General features: G+C 49.6%; 18 protein-coding genes and 1 riboswitch. Of the genes, 11 read left to right on the forward strand and 7 right to left on the reverse strand.

All coding sequences use genetic code 11. From position 1 onward, the window contains the following. Positions 1-14: 14 nt before the first annotated feature. A riboswitch (TPP riboswitch) is annotated at positions 15-114 on the forward strand. A 98-nt stretch (positions 115-212) separates the two neighbouring features. Next, positions 213-788, forward strand: a complete 576-nt coding sequence (gene thiT, locus AUC31_RS03320; RefSeq protein ID WP_058381377.1) for an energy-coupled thiamine transporter ThiT — start codon at positions 213-215, stop codon at positions 786-788. Between the two features lie 161 nt (positions 789-949). Continuing rightward, positions 950-1702 carry a type I methionyl aminopeptidase gene (gene map / locus AUC31_RS03325; RefSeq protein ID WP_058381376.1) on the forward strand — a complete coding sequence of 251 codons (753 nt, stop codon included), beginning with the start codon at positions 950-952 and terminating at the stop codon, positions 1700-1702. A gap of 45 nt (positions 1703-1747) precedes the next feature. On the opposite strand, the gene AUC31_RS03330 is transcribed toward map, so the two are convergent. Beyond that, positions 1748-2488: a hypothetical protein gene (locus tag AUC31_RS03330; protein WP_058381375.1), complete on the reverse strand. Its 741-nt coding sequence runs from the start codon at positions 2486-2488 to the stop codon at positions 1748-1750. Positions 2489-2674: 186 nt separating this feature from the next. On the opposite strand from AUC31_RS03330, the gene AUC31_RS03335 reads away from it, so the two are divergent. The 3 genes from AUC31_RS03335 to AUC31_RS03345 all read left to right on the forward strand — a co-directional run bounded on the left by AUC31_RS03335 (position 2675) and on the right by AUC31_RS03345 (position 5586). Then, complete coding sequence (locus AUC31_RS03335; protein ID WP_058381374.1) at positions 2675-4474, forward strand: M3 family oligoendopeptidase; 1800 nt, start codon at positions 2675-2677, stop codon at positions 4472-4474. A gap of 1 nt (position 4475) precedes the next feature. Continuing rightward, positions 4476-5024 carry a GNAT family N-acetyltransferase gene (locus tag AUC31_RS03340; RefSeq protein WP_058381373.1) on the forward strand — a complete coding sequence of 183 codons (549 nt, stop codon included), beginning with the start codon at positions 4476-4478 and terminating at the stop codon, positions 5022-5024. Positions 5025-5103: 79 nt separating this feature from the next. Next, positions 5104-5586, forward strand: coding sequence for a DinB family protein (locus AUC31_RS03345; RefSeq protein ID WP_058381372.1), 483 nt, complete (start codon positions 5104-5106; stop codon positions 5584-5586). 350 nt (positions 5587-5936) lie between these two features. Here AUC31_RS03345 and AUC31_RS03350 read toward each other — a convergent pair whose 3' ends face one another. From AUC31_RS03350 to AUC31_RS03360, 4 genes are all read right to left on the reverse strand, one after another. Further along, positions 5937-6509, reverse strand: a complete 573-nt coding sequence (locus AUC31_RS03350) for a beta-class carbonic anhydrase (RefSeq protein ID WP_058381371.1) — start codon at positions 6507-6509, stop codon at positions 5937-5939. A gap of 30 nt (positions 6510-6539) precedes the next feature. Further along, positions 6540-7547: a rod-share determining protein MreBH gene (mreBH, locus tag AUC31_RS03355; RefSeq protein ID WP_058381370.1), complete on the reverse strand. Its 1008-nt coding sequence runs from the start codon at positions 7545-7547 to the stop codon at positions 6540-6542. A 128-nt stretch (positions 7548-7675) separates the two neighbouring features. Then, a complete protein-coding gene (locus AUC31_RS17840; protein ID WP_167358028.1) occupies positions 7676-7816 on the reverse strand; it encodes a hypothetical protein in 141 nt (46 codons plus the stop codon). Between the two features lie 84 nt (positions 7817-7900). After that, positions 7901-9133 (reverse strand): aminopeptidase, encoded by a 1233-nt coding sequence (locus AUC31_RS03360; RefSeq protein ID WP_058381369.1) that lies wholly within the window; start codon positions 9131-9133, stop codon positions 7901-7903. Between the two features lie 144 nt (positions 9134-9277). Here AUC31_RS03360 and AUC31_RS03365 point away from each other — a divergent pair, with 144 nt between their 5' ends. The 4 genes from AUC31_RS03365 to AUC31_RS03380 all read left to right on the forward strand — a co-directional run bounded on the left by AUC31_RS03365 (position 9278) and on the right by AUC31_RS03380 (position 13693). Further along, positions 9278-10372, forward strand: coding sequence for a carbohydrate kinase (locus tag AUC31_RS03365; protein ID WP_058381368.1), 1095 nt, complete (start codon positions 9278-9280; stop codon positions 10370-10372). After that, positions 10369-11280, forward strand: a complete 912-nt coding sequence (locus tag AUC31_RS03370; protein ID WP_058381367.1) for a pseudouridine-5'-phosphate glycosidase — start codon at positions 10369-10371, stop codon at positions 11278-11280. Before AUC31_RS03365 ends, AUC31_RS03370 begins: the two co-directional genes overlap by 4 nt. A 110-nt stretch (positions 11281-11390) precedes the next feature. Continuing rightward, a complete protein-coding gene (locus AUC31_RS03375) occupies positions 11391-12698 on the forward strand; it encodes an FAD-dependent oxidoreductase (RefSeq protein ID WP_058381366.1) in 1308 nt (435 codons plus the stop codon). Beyond that, positions 12695-13693, forward strand: coding sequence for a class I SAM-dependent methyltransferase (locus AUC31_RS03380; RefSeq protein ID WP_058381365.1), 999 nt, complete (start codon positions 12695-12697; stop codon positions 13691-13693). Before AUC31_RS03375 ends, AUC31_RS03380 begins: the two co-directional genes overlap by 4 nt. Positions 13694-14318: 625 nt before the next feature. On the opposite strand, the gene AUC31_RS03385 is transcribed toward AUC31_RS03380, so the two are convergent. Both AUC31_RS03385 and AUC31_RS03390 read right to left on the reverse strand, forming a co-directional pair. Further along, positions 14319-14540 carry a DUF1128 domain-containing protein gene (locus AUC31_RS03385; RefSeq protein WP_058381364.1) on the reverse strand — a complete coding sequence of 74 codons (222 nt, stop codon included), beginning with the start codon at positions 14538-14540 and terminating at the stop codon, positions 14319-14321. A 58-nt stretch (positions 14541-14598) separates the two neighbouring features. Further along, positions 14599-15960 (reverse strand): alanine/glycine:cation symporter family protein, encoded by a 1362-nt coding sequence (locus AUC31_RS03390; RefSeq protein WP_058381363.1) that lies wholly within the window; start codon positions 15958-15960, stop codon positions 14599-14601. Between the two features lie 188 nt (positions 15961-16148). On the opposite strand from AUC31_RS03390, the gene AUC31_RS03395 reads away from it, so the two are divergent. Beyond that, entirely contained in the window at positions 16149-16613 is a 465-nt protein-coding gene (locus AUC31_RS03395; protein WP_058381362.1) for a YtxH domain-containing protein, read from the forward strand. An 11-nt stretch (positions 16614-16624) separates the two neighbouring features. Continuing rightward, complete coding sequence (locus AUC31_RS03400) at positions 16625-17539, forward strand: YihY/virulence factor BrkB family protein (RefSeq protein ID WP_058381361.1); 915 nt, start codon at positions 16625-16627, stop codon at positions 17537-17539. Positions 17540-17548 lie beyond the last annotated feature (9 nt).

The raw sequence follows: 17548 nt of genomic DNA on the forward strand, positions 1-17548 counted from the left end.
AGCGGAATAATTGTATACACCACAAGGGGAGCTTTGGCTGAGAGTGAACGAGTAAGTTCTTACCCTTCGAACCTGTAAGTTAACACTTGCGCAGGGATGTGGATGGAAAACCGGCCCAAGCGGCGCCAGGATCTGTCCTGGCGCCGTTTTTTATATGGTTTTTTAAAAACGGCCCTTCTGGTGATGTGCAAATCCAAAAGGAGGCAGTTTGAATGAGGAATAAACGTGTATTGTTAATGGTCGAAATTGCGATTTTTGCAGCTCTCGGCTTTGTATTGGATTTTATCGCCTTTCGCATGCCGCAAGGGGGATCGGTCAGCCTGGTCATGATCCCGATCGTGCTGATGGCATTCCGCAGGGGCATCGGAGCGGGTGTCATCACGGGCCTTTTAGTCGGCTTGCTGCAAATTGTCACGGGCTTTATCTCGGTAGCGCCGCTGTCGTTCGGCTTTGTGGTCATGCAAGTCATTTTGGATTATTTGCTGGCATATGGCGTCGTCGGTTTGGCCGGTATGATGCGCGGCCGTTACTTGGAAGCCGTGCGTGCGAGAAAGACCGGAAAAGTCATTGCCATGGTCGCACTTGGCGTATTGATTGGGTCATTTCTCCGTTATGTGATCCACGTCATTACGGGGATCCTATTCTTCGGCATGTTTGCGGAAGGCAATGTCTTCGTCTATTCAGCAGTCTATAACGCTACTTATATGATTCCCGTTGCGATCGTCGCAGCGATTGTTTGCTCTTTGTTGTTCATTACAGCGCCGCGTTTGACGCAGCCGGATTCATGATCAAAAAACCGCCTATCGCTAGGCGGTTTTTTGATGGATAAAGAAAATAATGAATGCTGTTTATTGGTTATTTATGGGAAATCATCGGAAGGTAGGAGAGGCGAGAGCGGCTTATTCTATGTTATAATGTCCAAATAGAATAGTTTGAAAGAAGGGTCAGTATGATAGCGACTAATGAAAAAGATATTGAAGGTTTGAAAAAAGCCGGACAAATGGTGGCAGAAATCCGCGAAACGATGAAAGCAGCCGTGAAGCCGGGCATTACGACGAAAGAACTCGATGAACTGGGCGGCCGCCTGTTCAAAGAATGGGGCGGCGTTTCTGCCCCGAAATCGGAATATGATTTCCCGGGCTATACATGCATCAGCGTTAACGAAGAAGTGGCGCACGGAATTCCTGGTAAGCGTGTCATCAACGATGGCGACATCGTCAATATTGATGTGTCTGGATCATACGGGGAGTATTTCGCGGATACGGGCATTTCATTCGTGGTCGGAGAAGGGCACGAAGCGAAAGAAAAACTTTGCCAAGCGGCAGAATCCGCATTCGAACGTGCCATGATGAAAGTGAAAGCCGGCGCCAAACTGAATCAGATCGGCAAGGCAGTCGAACGCGAAGCGAAAGACCAAGGCTTGTTCGTCATCAAGAACCTGACAGGTCATGGCGTTGGAAAATCGCTTCACGAGGCGCCGCAATATATCCTTAATTATTACGATGCGTGGGAAACGACGATCTTGAAAGAAGGCATGGTGCTTGCAGTCGAACCGTTTATTTCCCAAAAGGCTGAGCATATCATCGAATCAGGGGACGGCTGGACCTTTATCACACCGGACCAATCGCTCGTCGCACAGATCGAACATACCGTACTCGTCACAAAAGGCGAACCGATTTTGTTGACGAAACTCGAAAAATAAAATCAACGAATATAAAAAAACAACCATCAGCCGATGGTTGTTTTTTTATGGTGTCATACCTGTTTTTGCCGGCTTCTTCTTAATCAAAAGAATGCCGGTCAGTAAGACTCCGCTTAAGAATAAAGCTGCCGTGCTGACCAATAGTTCATCCATGCCGTGGCGTACGGCAATCGCGACGAACGCCCAGATAAAGACCAAAGTCAGCGGGATATCCGAATGGTGGAAACGTATGTGAAGCGCCAATGCGGTCGCCACGGTCAGCATGATGACCGTCCATAATTGATCGCTCAGCCCCCAGCCGCTCCAGCTGTAGAAAGTCAGGACATAGCTAATATTAGCGATGGTCGCGACACTGATCCAGCCCAGATTGACAGAGACCGGCAAACGTTCTGTAAAGCCCCGTTCGCCGTTTCCGTATTCCAAGTACAAAGCGATCAGCGACAATAGATAGGCAATCATTGCAGCGATCGACCAAATAAAGAACTCATAATGCCAGCAAAGCAGCCAGGCGATATTGAAAACAGCGCTCAAGATGAAATACAATGACACTTTTGCTGAAGGGTGCACTCCTTTTTTCAAGCGCAGCCAAAAGCCGATGATCCAGATAGCCAATAAAATATATATAACGGACCAGATGGAAAATGCATAACCGGCCGGCGTAAAGAGGACCGGCACACGGTCGGAGATTTCACCGGTAGTCTGACCGTTGATCGGCAAAATATTCGCCAAGGCATTCATGGTGACGACGGCGATAAATGCCAGCGTCATCAGCAGTACGCGAATCATATGAAATCCCTCCTCAAATATCAGTATAAACTCGCCAGCCCGCACGACCAACAAGAAAGTGCAGGAAGTTTTTGAAAAATGGCGATATCGTGAAATGTACCAGGCAGTCGTCGTTCCCGTTCCTTGAAGGGAGATGTTATACTTATTAATGTATTTTGAAAATTCGTGACTGCAGGGGGAAAAAAGATGACGAATACGTATCCGGAAGTCTGGGAGCTCGATAGTTTATTTTCAGGGGGAAGCGATTCAGCTGAGTTGAGAACGCATCTGGACGCGACAGGCAAAAAACTGGCCGATTTTGAACAAACTGCTGCTACATTTGACGTGCCAAACCGAAGAGCCGACGCGCAGCTAGTAGCGGCGTTCTTGGAACAGACCAGTGATGTATCGGTGGACCTCCGCCAAGCCGGGGCGTTTATCGGCTGCTTGATGGCGCAAAACACCGAAGACAAAAAAGCGGCATTGCTGCAAAGTGAACACGCATTGCTGCGGTCGCGTTTCCAAAGTGCTTTCTTGAAATTCAAGCAGGCCCTAATGGAGGCGGATCCGAATCTCTGGTCAGATCTGCTTTCGACTGAAGACTTGAAGGAATTTGCCTTCATTTTGGACGAATGGCGCAAAGAAGCGAAACGGCTATTATCTGAACAAGAGGAAGGGCTCATTACATCGCTCGGCATCGATGGCTATCACGCGTGGAGCGAATTATACGATTTGCTGATCGCTTCCGTATCGGTCCAAGTGGAAGTCGATGGGGAAGATAAGACCTTGTCTGTTGGGCAGGCAAATAATTTGAGCTCCCACCGAGATGCAAGCGTACGGAAGGAAGCTTACGACAAGCTGGAAGCGGCATGGGGCGAAAAAGAAGAGCTATTTGCCAAAACCTTGAACTCACTCGCAGGGTTCCGGCTGCAAATGTATAAAAAGCGCGGCGTCGACAATGTGCTAGAAGAGCCGTTGCAGATGAACCGCATGAAACAGGAAACCTTGGACGTCATGTGGCAAGCCATCAGCGAACATAAACAGCCATTTGCGGATTACTTGGCGCGCAAGGCGCAACTGCTCGGTAAAGAAAAGCTCGCCTGGTACGATGTCGACGCGCCGGTCGTGGAAAACTCCCAGTCGTTCGACTACGAACAAGGGTCGGAGTTCATCATCCGCCATTTCGGGAAATTCGGCCCGGAATTGGAGAAATTCTCCCGCCACGCGCTGGAAAACGGCTGGGTGGAAGCGGAAGACCGCGCGCATAAGATGCCGGGGGGCTTTTGCACATCGCTTCCGAAAAGCGGCGAATCGCGCATCTTCATGACCTACAGCGGATCGATGTCCAATGTCGCGACATTAGCCCATGAATTGGGGCATGCCTTCCATACGCATGCGCTGCAACCGATGCATGACTTGAACCGCAGCTATGCGATGAACGTCGCCGAAACGGCGTCGACTTTCGCGGAAATGATCGTAGCCGACGCAGCGGTCAAGAATGCTGTGACCAAAGAAGAGAAAATCTCGTTGCTGGAAGACAAGATCCAGCGCAGCGTGGCGTTTTTCATGAACATCCATGCCCGCTTCCTGTTCGAGACTAGATTCTATGAAGAACGCAAGAATGGCGTAGTTCCGGCAAGCCGCTTGAACGAATTGATGGAACAGGCCCAAAAGGAAGCGTTTGCCGGCAGTTTATCGGAAGGGCATCCACATTTCTGGGCATCGAAATTGCATTTCTATATCACCGATGTGCCGTTCTATAATTTCCCGTATACATTCGGTTACTTGTTCTCGCTCAGCGTGTACGCGAAAGCGCTCGAAGAGGGACAAGGGTTCGAAGAGAAATATATGGCCTTGCTCCGTGACACAGCGGTCATGAGTACAGAACAATTGGCGATAAAGCATCTCGGAGAAGATATCACCGAAAAAGGGTTCTGGGAAAAAGGCATTGCCTTATGTACAAAAGATGTTGAGGAATTCATCAAATTGACTGCAGAAGAGGGATAAGATGAATCTGCTTTTTGAAGGCAAAACCTGTTATCTGCGCACACTCACCGTAGAAGATGCTGAAGACATGGTGCGGATCCTGGTGAAAAACCGCGATTATTGGGCGATTTATGAGCCGAGGCATCGCGATAGTTATTTCACGATCGCCGTACAGCGCGAGAAAATCCGTGAATCGATCTACCAAGCGAGAGAAAACCGGGAATACAGTTTTGGGATTTTCTCACACGACACCAATCAGCTGATTGGTCATATTTCCATATACAGCATCAAGCGCTTGCCGTTCCTAAGCGCCTTGGTCGGCTACTCGATGGACGAAGAGTTTATCGGCCGCGGCATTGCGAGTGAAGCGGTCCGCTTGATCACGGCTTTCGGATTTGAGCAATTGCGCCTCCACCGTGTGGAAGCGTATGTCGCCCCGGATAACATCGGCTCGTTGCGCGTGCTCGAAAAAGCGGGATTTGAAAAAGAAGGCTTGCTCAAGCAATTCCTGTTCATCAATGGGGAATGGAAAGACCATTATTATTACGCATTGCTCGAACAGGATTTTTGAAAGGGCAAGGCCGCTTATCTGAGATGGTGGAAGGATATGCGGAGATGGTTTGAAAGATAAAGAAGGGAGAGGGTGCTATATGGATCCCGAGAAATTATTTGCCTATCACCAATGGGCCACTCAAAAGGTTCTGCAATTGGTGGAAGACTCAGGCGAAGAGTATTACACGAGAGCGGGTCAGAATTCATTTCCATCGATCCGGGAAACGGTTGCCCATGTCATTGGCGTCGAAAAGATGTGGTTCAAACGGATGAATGGGGTCAAGAGCCCGGAATTTGAACATTTCGATGTCGACACGGTCGAGAAAGCGAAAAATGCCTTGCTCTTGCTTCATGCGGAGATGGAATTGTATTTCGCCTCACTATCAGAAGAAAGCTGGCAAGAAGAGCTGAATTACCGCAACATGAAAGGCGACGAGTTTCGCCACAGCCGCGAAGAAATGCTTTTCACTGTCGTCAACCACGCGAGCTACCACCGCGGGCAGATCACTTCTTTATTGCGCCAATTCGGCAAAGCCGGAATCCCGCTCGATTATATTTATTTCCAAAAAGAAAACCGCTGAGATTTCTCAGCGGTTTTCTTTGAATATTGAAGAACTCTATTAATCCGTTATGAATTAAAAGTAGAAACAGGTTTTCAACATTCAAAATCAATGACCTATTTAAGTATTTGGAGAAGCGTTCGCTCGTAACCCCTTCTGCTCAATAATGCTGCGCATTACTTTCGCAAAGATAATGTCTCCCGTAGGTCGACCTTATCTTTCCAGTGGATCAGCGAGACGACCGAGACCCCGCAAGACGCGCAGCGGCTGAGGAGGCTTGGGCGCGAGCCCACGGAAAGCGAGCGATAAGCTTCGGAAAATACGACTTCTGACCTTTTTTCGACAAGCCGAAAAAAAACCGCTGAGATTTCTCAGCGGTTTTCGTCTTTATTGCCATCGATGACGACATCGAGTTTTCCGGTTTTCGGGTCGATGACAAGGCCGTGGACGGGAACGGTTTTATCCATCAATGGGTGATGGCGGACCATGTCGACGCTGTGGCGCACGCTATCCGTTACGTTGTCGAAGCCTTGCAGCCACTCGTCGAGGTTGACACCTGAGAATTTCATCTGTTCGATCGTACTCTCTTCAACGCCGCGGGCTTTCATCTTTTCGATGATGCCTTCCGGTTTCACTTTGGCCATCCCGCAGTCGTGGTGCCCGATAATATAGATCTCGTCGGCATTCAATTCGTATACTGCCACGAACAAGCTGCGCATGATGCCGCCAAACGGATGGTTGATGACAGCGCCGGCACTTTTGACGATTTTCACGTCACCGTTCTTGAAGTTCATCGCTTTTGGCAATAGTTCAAGCAGGCGGGTATCCATGCAAGTCAAGATGACGATCCGCTTATCCGGGAGATTGGTGGTGATGAATTCCTCATAATGTTTTTCTTCTACAAATTTTTCGTTGTAATCCAAAATCTCATTCAATAAAGACATCGTTTTTCCTCCTTGATGGTGGTTTGGGATTTAACGCGACATTTTCTCGAGCTGGTCGATCATGCCGAGCGAGCGGCCAGTGCCGATCGCAACGGATTCCAACGGATCCGGCGCAATATGGACCGGTACGGAAATTTCTTGCGCCAGCCATTCCTGCAAGCCTTTCAACAAGGCACCGCCGCCAGAAATGACGACACCCTGGTCGACCATATCGCCTGACAATTCAGCGGGGCAATTTTCCAGTGTGGCACGGATACATTCCAAGATGGCTGACAAGGATTCACTGAGTGCTTTTTGCATTTCGTCAGAACTCAATTCAATCGTTTTCGGTAATCCGCTCAATACGTCACGGCCGCGGATATTCATCTTTTTCGGTTCGTGAGGGATTGGTGCATAGCCAATTTCTTTTTTGATTGTCTCAGCCGTTTTCTCGCCGATCAATAAATTATAATGCTTGCGGACGTATTGGATGATGTCTTCATCCATCCGGTCGCCTGCGATCTTGATCGTATTGGAAGACACCACGCCGCCAAATGAAATGATGGCGACTTCTGTCGTGCCTCCTCCAATATCGACGATGACCGAAGCGACAGGTTCCGTAATCGGCAAGTCAGCGCCGATTGCTGCGGCAACTGTTTCTTCGATCAGGTGCACGGATTTTGCGCCACTTTGTTTGACGGCATCATGGATGGCCCGGCGTTCAACAGCCGTTGCGCCGGACGGGGTACATACCATGACTTTCGGCTTTCTGAGAGAGCCGCCGAGTTGTTTAGCCGCTTTTTGCATGACCAGCTTCAAGAGCTCGCGGGTCACGTCAAAGTCGGCGATGACGCCTTCTTTCATCGGGCGCACGATACGGATGGAATCGGGCGCTTTGCCGAGCATCGCTTTCGCTTCGGTTCCGATGGCAATGACAGCGCCACTGCGGGCATCCAGGGCGACAATCGATGGTTCATTCAAGATGACGCCTTTTGATTTTGTATAGACGAGAATATTGGCGGTACCGAGATCGATCCCGATATCCGTTGCAGAAAACATGGATGAATTCCTCCTAATCGGTATAAACACTGCTTATTCAAATTTTATCACTTTTCTGTGAGATGTGATAGAGGGAGGAGAAACAGAAAAAAGCCCTGCCCCGCATATGCGAGGCAGAGCTTTTTTACTTAATGACGCTCTTTCGGAAGCGGATCGATATGCTCTGCATCATGGCTATGAAGCTCTTTGCCAAGGAAATGAAGCAGTGTGAAGAAGAACATGAAGATCACAGCCATAAATCCGAGGACAGCAGTAATACCGTATAGCATAGTGATAACCCCTCTCTAAACTGTAATAATCCTATTCAGTATACATGAAAACGGATGGAAAATTAAGTGTCGAATTATCGACCTTTAAAATGCCCAGTTGCCGCCTCGGAAGATCGGTTCGCGCGTGCCGTCTTCCAAAATGCCGTCGATGTCCATATCTGCAGACCCGACCATGAAATCGACATGGGTGATGCTTTGGTTCAAGCCGTGTTCTTTCAATTCATCCGCTGACATCGTCTTGCCGCCTTCTAGGCAGAACGCATAGGCGCTGCCGATCGCGAAGTGGTTGGACGCATTTTCATCGAATAAAGTATTGAAGAACAAGATGCCGGAATCCGAAATTGGCGATTGGTGAGGCACTAATGCCACTTCGCCGAGGCGGTGGGAGCCTTCGTCCGTGGCGACCAATTCCTTGAGCACTTCTTCGCCTTGTTCGGCTGTGACATCGGTGATGCGCCCGCCTTCGAACGTGATTTTAAAGCCGTCGATGATATTGCCGCCGTAGCTGAGTGGCTTGGTGCTGGAGACGAAGCCGTTGACATCGTCTTTATGAGGCACTGTAAACACTTCTTCTGTCGGCATATTGGCCATGAAAGTATGTCCTTTTTCATTGACTGAACCAGCGCCTGCCCATAGATGGCCTTTTGGTAGCGCGACTTCGAGGTCGGTGCCAGGTGCCTGGTAATGAAGCTTGGCGTATTTCTTGTCATTCAAATAATCGGCTTTGGTGTGGAGCGTGCGGTCATGCTCGAGCCAAGCTTCAATCGGGTCTTTCGTATCTGCACGGACAGCCTTGAAAATCGCTTCCCAGAGCGCTTCTACTTGCTCGTTTTCCGGGAGGTCCGGGAACACTTTGTTCGCCCATTGTGCAGACGGTGCTGCTAGGACGCACCAGCTGATTTTATCGGATTGGACGTATTGGCGGTATTTATTTAGCGCTTGGCCGGTCGCTTTCTGGGATGCAGAAATGCGTTTGGAATCGATGCCTTTCAGCAGGTCCGGGCTTTGCGAAACGACGCTGATGAACGCAGCACCTTGTTCGGCCAATTGCTCGCGCTCCTGGACTTTCCATTCCGGGAATTCGGCAAAAGAATCTTCCGGTGCTTTTTCGAAGCGCGTGCGGGAAATCACATCGTCGCTCCAATCCACGAATACTTGTCTCGCACCTTCTTCATAAGCTTTCTTGACAATCAAGCGGACAAACGGTGCTGCATCTATGGAAGCTGCAATATACAATTTTTGGTCAGGCTGGATATTGACGCCTACCTTTACCGCCAATTCAGCATAGCGGGATAACTTTTCATCAAATGTAGTCATTTCCAAAAACACTCCTCTCATCCTTTCTATAGTAGCAATATTCAAACACGTAGCGCAATAGTGGGGCACATGAAAGAAAAACGATTTGCATTATTTATTATAAAAGTTTAAAATATAAACAAAAGTTTGAAAGGGAGGGAGCCAATGAATCGCAACGAACAGAAAATCCTGGAGCTAATCGAGCATGATCCGTATTTGTCCCAACAGGAAATGGCAGATGCGCTCGGGATTTCACGGCCATCTTTAGCCAATCTGATCTCCGGGCTCATCAAGCAAGGCCGGATTCTCGGCCGTGCATATGTGCTGCCCGAAGAAAATGCGATCTTGTGTATCGGCGGGGCGAATGTGGACCGGAAATTCCATTTGAAAGCACCGTCTGTCCACGGCACCTCGAATCCGGCAACGGTGACGAGGAGCGTCGGGGGCGTCGCGCGTAATATCGCTGAAAACCTGGGCCGTCTTGGCCACGAAGTCCAATTGGTATCGGTTGCCGGAGACGATCCGGAATGGCGTTTCATCGAAGAAGTGTCTTCGCCTTATATGGACACTGCCATGACCAAGACGCTTTCACAAGGCGCAACCGGCAGCTATACCGCTGTGTTGGAACCTGACGGCGAAATGACTTTGGCACTGGCGGACATGGACATCTACACGGAAATGACACCTAGCTACCTGGAGCATCACCGCAGCAAGTTAATGCGTGCGAAACTATTGGCAGTCGACTTGAACTGCCCGAAAGAAACCGTTATGTACCTACAGGCTCTCGCATCGTCTTCGAATGTGCCGCTGGCTGTCATTCCCGTATCAGCCCCTAAAATGGATCGGTTAGGAGAAGACTTGAGCGGGATCAGCTTTCTGATCTTGAACCGCGACGAAGCAGCTCTCAGGCTCGGCATTTCCATCCAGGATCAAGCGGATTGGAAGCGCTCGGTTGAAATGCTTCTTGAGCAAGGCGCAAAAACGGCCGTCGTAACTGGCGGAAAAGACGGGGCCATGGCGGGCGACGAAAATGGCGTGATGCATTTCCCGGCAATCGAAACGCAGCAAGTGGAAGACGTCACGGGAGCTGGAGATGCCTTCTCTGGCGGCCTACTTCACGCCCACCTATCCGGCTATGGTTTTCATCAAGCGGTACAGATGGGCATGCTCAATGCATCCAAGACACTCGCAAGCAGCCAGACAGTGCGCCCTGAATTAACGGAAACAGTGTTAACTAAAGAACTGGAGGAATTGAAATGACAAACATGATCAGCTATTCAACAGAAGTACAGGAAGCCATCGAACAGAAAAAACCACTCGTCGCTTTGGAGTCGACAATCATCTCTCACGGCATGCCGTATCCACAAAACGTGGAAACGGCGCGTGAAGTCGAGCAGATCGTCCGCGACAACGGAGCCGTTCCGGCAACGATCGCATTGATGGACGGGCAAATCAAAATCGGCTTGTCGGATGAAGAACTTGAACTTCTGGGCAATTCACCGGACGTTGCGAAAGTATCCCGACGCGACATCGGCCAATTGCTTGCCACGAAAAAAATCGGCGCAACGACGGTTGCCGCGACGATGATCTGTGCAGAACTCGCCGGCATCCGCGTCTTCGCGACCGGCGGCATCGGCGGAGTTCACCGCGGGGCAGAAGCGACGATGGATATTTCGGCTGATTTGGAAGAGTTGTCGAATACAGGGGTTGCGGTCGTCTGTGCAGGCGCGAAGTCGATTCTCGATATCGGGCTGACACTTGAATACCTCGAGACCAAAGGCGTGCCGGTCATCGGCTACCAGACAGACGAGATGCCGGCGTTCTACACACGCCACAGCGGCTTCCCGCTAAGCTACGGTTCGCAAACGACTGAAGAGCTTGCGGCTATCCTAAAAGCGCAATGGTCGCTCGGCTTGAAAGGCGGGGCGGTCATTGCCAACCCGATCCCACAAGAACATGCACTCGATAAAGACTTCATCGATGGCATCATCGAACAGGCGATGGCGGAAGCGAAAGCAAACGGCATCAACGGCAAAGACGTCACGCCGTTTCTTCTCGGCAAAGTGAAAGAGTTGACGGAAGGCAAGAGCTTGGTCGCCAATATCGAACTCGTCAAGCACAATGCCAAAGTCGGTGCGGAACTGGCCGCTTCATACGGAGCACTTTAAGAACAAATTGTGAAAAAAAGACCCTTCGAGGGTCTTTTTTTAGTGTTTGCCGGCAGTTCTGTTTTCACGGGCTCGTTTTCAGGGTAAGGAAAGTCAAGGAGTTGAAGCTCATGAAAACGGATGTGTTCATCGGCGGAGGGGGAATAGGCGGGCTGACGCTCGCATTGAAACTGGCGAGGCGCGGCTTTGATGTCGTTCTGGCCGAGCGCATGGCCGTCCGCTCGCCGACCTACAAGGGAGAGTTGCTGCAGCCGAAGAGCATGCAAGTATTCGATGGCCTTAATGTATACGATGCGATTTGCGATCGGTCCAATGAAATCAAAGTGCTCGATATGCTGGAACTGTCCAGCACCTTGAAAGTGAAAGATCAATCGTTCATGGATTACAGTGTGTTGCCCGGAAAATACAACGCCGCTTATATGATCCATCACGAAGAGCTAAAGACCATCATTCGGAAAGCGGCTTGCGAATACGACAACTTCCGTTACTTGAAAGGCACTGCTTGCAAAGGATATACCGAAAACACCGCCATTCTTCAAAAAGGAACCGAAAAGTTCGAAGTGGAAGCCAAGTTTTTCTTCGGGGCGGAAGGCCGGTCATCGGTGACCAGAAAAGCGATGGACATCGAAGTGAAGCAGACGACGTACAACCATCATTTCCTGACGGTGACGTTTCCTCGGGCTGAGAACTTCACGGACGGCAAGATCATCTCGACTTACAACCGCTTTCTCGGTTTATTTCCGCTTCCAGATGACCAAGTGCGCAGCGTCTATTTGATTCCGCCAGGGGATTACAAAACCTTGAAAGAAAAGCCGATCAGCCATTTCCATAAACTTTATACCGATTTGGCACCGGCCGTGGACGGCTATGTCCAGCGCTTGACCGACTGGAAGAAAATCCAGTTGATGATCCCGGTTATGTATCATGCTGAATCCTATGTAAAGGGCAATAAAGCAATCATCGGGGATGCGGCACATGCTGTCCATCCGATGGCGGGAGAAGGCATGAACATGGCCATACAGGACGCTGACGTTTTGGGTGAGCTTGCGGCTGACATTTTATCCGATGGAAAAATCGACCCGGAAAATCTTAAGTGGTACGAAAAAGTGCGCTACCGCCGGGCGGACCATGTCATCCAGCTAAGCCATCTGGCGGCGCTCGCCTATTCATTCCCGTATCGTCCAGTCAGCTATTTGCGCCAACGCACTTTCGAGCGCATGGAAGAAGATCCGATTCTTCATTTCAAGCAAATGTTGAATGTCTCGGGGCTTGGCTTATGGAAAGAGAATGTCCGGGACCGCTTTATCCAAGGCGGGTTCATGCCGGTCCGCGCGAAGGAACTGACAGAAGACACGAAAGAACTGAAATACTACAAACCGGAAGATGACTACCCGTGGAAAGTGGAGGGACTTATATGATCGATATAATGAAGATGGTAAAAGCAAGAACGTATATGAAACGAAATGAGCCCTTCCTGTACAGCTGGCATGCTTATGTTGGCTACGAATTGGATCTGTTCAAGGCATTTGAACGCCCGATGACCCAGTTTGATGTGGCGGATGCTTTGGAACTCGATGAGCAGTTGCTTGCGCAATGGGTAGCGATCGGCGTCTCGATCGGCTATTTAAAAGAAACCGGGCGCAACCGCTACCAAATAAAGAACCGCTGGAAATTGCCGAAATCCAAAGGCAATAATTCATCGGGTGTATTGCTGAAGGAAATGATGGAACTGCACATTCCGACGCTTTTGGAGTACCCGAAAATGATGCGCAACCAAAGCCGTCTTCACTTTGATGAAGATGAGCACGCATCGACTGTCGCAGAAACGAGCCGTCTGCTTGAAGTATTGGCTTATCCGAAAATGGCCAAGAGATTGAAGGAAAAAGACTGCCGCCGTGTGCTTGATATCGGCTGCGGAGAAGGCGGCTACATAAAGAAATTGGGCCAGCGATTCCCAACGACGCAATTCACGGGAATCGAAATCAGCGAAGAAGTTGTCGAGAAGGCGAAAGAACTGACAGCAAACCAAAACAACGTCTCCATCGAGCAGGCGGATTTGTGGAATTACAAACCCGAATCCCCACAAGATATGGTGATGCTCAATAACGTGCTGCATTACATCCCGCTCGAGAAGCGCCAGGCCTTGTTCAAGGAAATCAGCAGCTGGATTGCACCGGGAGGCATTTTCTCGGTCGTCACCCCAATCGCCGGCGGCCCGGACAGCCCGCCTTTCGCCAATGTCTTCAATAGCTTCTTCTCATCATTCGACAATCTCTACAGGCTGCCGAAAAGGGAAGAAGTCATCGAATGGGGCGAAGAATCAGACCTCGAAATCCTCAGCCTCCGCACCGTCATCAAAGAAGGCGGCTGGTACATCGTGCAATATGAAAAGAAAAGCGAGAGCGCCCGTTAAGCTTCGACAGGCATAAGGCGAGTTTCCGAAGCGGCGCTCTTTGCCGCACAGGAAAATTGACTTATGACCCAAGAAGCTGGGCGATCGAGCTGGACAAAGAAAAGCTGAGACAGCCATGTAGACCCGACAAGCACAAGACGGTTTGCTGAAGCGGCGTTACTTGCCGCGTAAGCAAAATGGCTTGTGACCTCGAGGGTCTGGCTGTCGAAGCTAGCCAAAAAGAAAAGCTGAAGTGGCCGTTCTGGCTCGACAGGCGTAAGCCGAGTCCCCGAAGCGGCGTATTTCAGCCGCACAGGGGAATTGGCTTACGGCCCGAGAGTCAGGCCACTGAAGCTAGACAATAAGAAAAGCTGAAGCAGCCGTTTAGATTCGACAGGCATAAGACGGATGGCCGAAGCGGCGCTTTTTGCCGCACAGGACAGTTGGCTTATGACCCGAGAATCTGGTTGCTGAAGCTAGACAAAGAAAAGCGAAAGCGCCCGTTTTTAGGAAGCTAACCTAAGGACGCGACGTCCTGTCGCAACGGTTAGCTGACCCACATCCTGTGGCTCCTCGACAGGTGTAAGGCGAGTTTCCGAAGCGAATCACAAAAAAAGCCCTGAAGCGTTTAGCTTCAGGGCTTTTCTTATTTGCGCAATGAACCGAGTTCAGAGGCAATGGCCTGCATTTCGTTCGGGCTGAAATTATCGCGATTTTTAACCATCTCGTAAATTTCACGCAAGTCTTCGTACTCGGACGTGTTGAAATGCTCTGCTTTCATTGCATCCACATTGACCATGCGCAGTTTCGTTTTTATTTCTTCAATCATAAAATCGACGTTCTCAGGTGATTGTTTGGATAAATCCATGAGCCATTCCTGCCTTTCGGGTGGGTATGCTTTATCATTTCATTATTCAAATGGAATGTCAATTGCCAGAACGCGCCTGTTCTTTCTCTTCTTTGATCTTCGCCGTGATTTTCTTCGTCTCGTAAACGATGACGCCAGAAAGTCCGAGAAGGCCGATCAAGTTCGGGAAAGCCATCAAGCCGTTCATGACGTCCGAGAATGTCCAGACGACATCAAGCGAGACTGTCGCGCCCACAAAGACCATCGCGACGAAAGCGATACGGTAGACAATCAACAAGCTTGGATTCTTGAACAGGTACTGGAAACATTTCTCGCCGTAGTACGACCAGCCGATGATTGTCGAAGAAGCGAAGAAGATCAAGCCGATCGCCACGATAATCGGGCCGGCACCGCCAAGGAACTGTTCGAATGCAGCCGTAGTCAGCGCAGCGCCTTCAAGGCTGTCATCCAGATACAGGCCGGACATGACGATAGTGATACCTGTGATTGAACAGATGATCAAAGTATCGAACAACACTTGCGTCATCGATACCAAAGCCTGGCGTCCAGGCATGTCGGTTTTTGCTGCAGCTGCAGCAATCGGAGCAGATCCAAGGCCCGCTTCATTGGAGAAGACGCCTCGTGCGACACCGTAGCGGATTGCAGCACCGATGGCACCGCCGACTGCCGCTTCGCCTGTGAAGGCGGCGCTGAAAATCGTGCCGATCGCTGCAGGAATAAGATCCATATTGAGAATCATGATGATGATTCCCGCAATGATATAGAATAAGGCCATGAATGGAACAAAGAATGCTGTAACTTTACCGATTGTCTTGATTCCGCCGATGATGACGATAGCAGCGAAGACGGTCAGGATGATGCCCGTGATCCATGTCGGCACAGAGAACGTATCGCGCACGACGGATGCAACGGAGTTGGACTGCGTGCCGTTACCGATACCGAATGCTGCGATGGCGCCGAAAATGGCAAATAGCACGGCCAACCATTTTTGTTTCAAACCGTGTTCAAGGTAATACATTGGCCCGCCGGCCATTTGTCCTCGAGCATCCACGATGCGGTATTTGACGGCGAGTACGGCTTCACCGTATTTTGTCGCCATCCCGAAGAATGCTGAAAACCACATCCAGAAGACGGCTCCCGGGCCGCCCAAAATAACGGCAGTGGCGACGCCGACAATGTTCCCTGTTCCGACTGTCGCGGCCATTGCCGTCGACAAGGCCTGGAAATGGGAGATATCGCCTTGTGATTCAGTATCGGGATTTTTGCTGAATGTTAGCTTTAATGCGTACGGCAAAAGGCGCAATTGCAAGAGCCCCAGACGTATAGTCAGGAAAATCCCTGTCCCCACCAGGAGAATCAAAAGCGGCGGTCCCCATACATAACCGCTGACAGTGCCTAGAAATTCTGTTAATGCCTCCATCTTTTCTCCCCCTTTTCAGTTCTCTTTTCTTTAGGAAAAATTCCTCCTGTAGAGTTAATATTCCGAAAGTTTTATGGCATAGTCAAGTTATTTTTAAAAAATAATTTGTGAAGTGTTTAGATTATGGAGGAACAGGGAAAAATTCGAAGTATGATAGAAACTATATTTTATACTAGGAGGAATTTGGAATGAGCCAAAACAAATTGATGACAGGATTATTAATAGGGGCGGCAGTCGGCGTGCTTGTATCGCTGCTTGACCGGAATACCCGTGAGGATGTTATGAACAAATCGAAAAAAGCGAGCGAAAACGCAAAATACTATGCAAACAATAAAGATGAATTGAAATCAGCATTCAAAGAACAGGCAGAGCGTGCGCAAAATCTATATGCCCGCATTTCAGAAGATGCTGCATATGTCGGCGGCAAAGTAGAGCAAGTGAAAAAGCTTGTCCCTGAAGTGAAAGAAGTGGCAATGGAAGCAAAAGGCGCCGTACTGGAAACAAAAGATGCGGTTGTCGAATCCAAAGATGATGTTGTATCAGCGGTCAAAGAAGATAACCCGTCACCGAGTTCTTCACTGACGGACGATTCTTCTTCTACAAACGGCCCTTCATCAAACACCACCAACTCTCAGAACCAGAACCGCAACTAAAGGCCAGGTTCATGGCAACACATAAAAAAGGCGGCCAGTCCCAAGTACGGAAACCAAGATACGACGTGCTGACTGGCCGTGGATTTATAAAAGAATTAGGAATACGGATCAAAGACGTCGATGTGCAGGGACTCGGAGCGCAATTGGCGTTTTTTTTCCTATTATCGATTTTCCCTTTGCTAATTTTTCTTGTCACTTTGCTTCCATATTTGAATCTGCCGAGGGAAGAAGTCTTCCTGTTTATGGAAGATGTCATTCCATCGGAAGTATATGTGTTGATTGAGCAAACCTTGAACGAAATTTTGACGGATCAAAATAGTGGCTTGTTATCATTCGGTGTGCTTGCGACGATCTGGTCAGCGAGCCTGGGCATGGATGCATTGATCAAATCCTTGAATGCTACCTATGGAGTCAAAGAAAGCAGGCCGTTGTTAGTAGCGAGGGGCATGTCGATTTTAATGACCATTCTGTTGATCATTATGCTGGTGGTAGCGCTGGCACTGCCGATATTCGGCCGCCAGATCGGCTTATTCTTCTTTGCATTCCTCGGCCTGGAAGAAGGATTCCTTGAATTATGGGGCATGATCCGTTTCACCATTCCAGCCTTGATTACATTCATTGTATGCGCAGTGATCTATTGGCTTGCGCCGAATGTCCGGATCAGTTTCTGGACGGTGCTGCCCGGAGCGGCTTTCGCATCGCTCGGCTGGCTATTGCTGTCATTTTTGTTCTCCATCTACATCAATAATTTTGGCAACTTCTCAGCCACGTACGGAAGCATCGGCGGGATTATCCTGCTATTGCTATGGCTTTACCTTTCAGCGATGCTCTTGATCATCGGCGGGCAAATCAATGCCGTCATGCAAGGAAGGCGGCACTCCAGAAAACGGCTGCATAAAAAAAAGACGGCTCTTCCCGGTAAATGAGGGAGAGGC

The sequence above is a fragment of the Planococcus rifietoensis genome (assembly GCF_001465795.2).
Classification (GTDB): domain Bacteria; phylum Bacillota; class Bacilli; order Bacillales_A; family Planococcaceae; genus Planococcus; species Planococcus rifietoensis.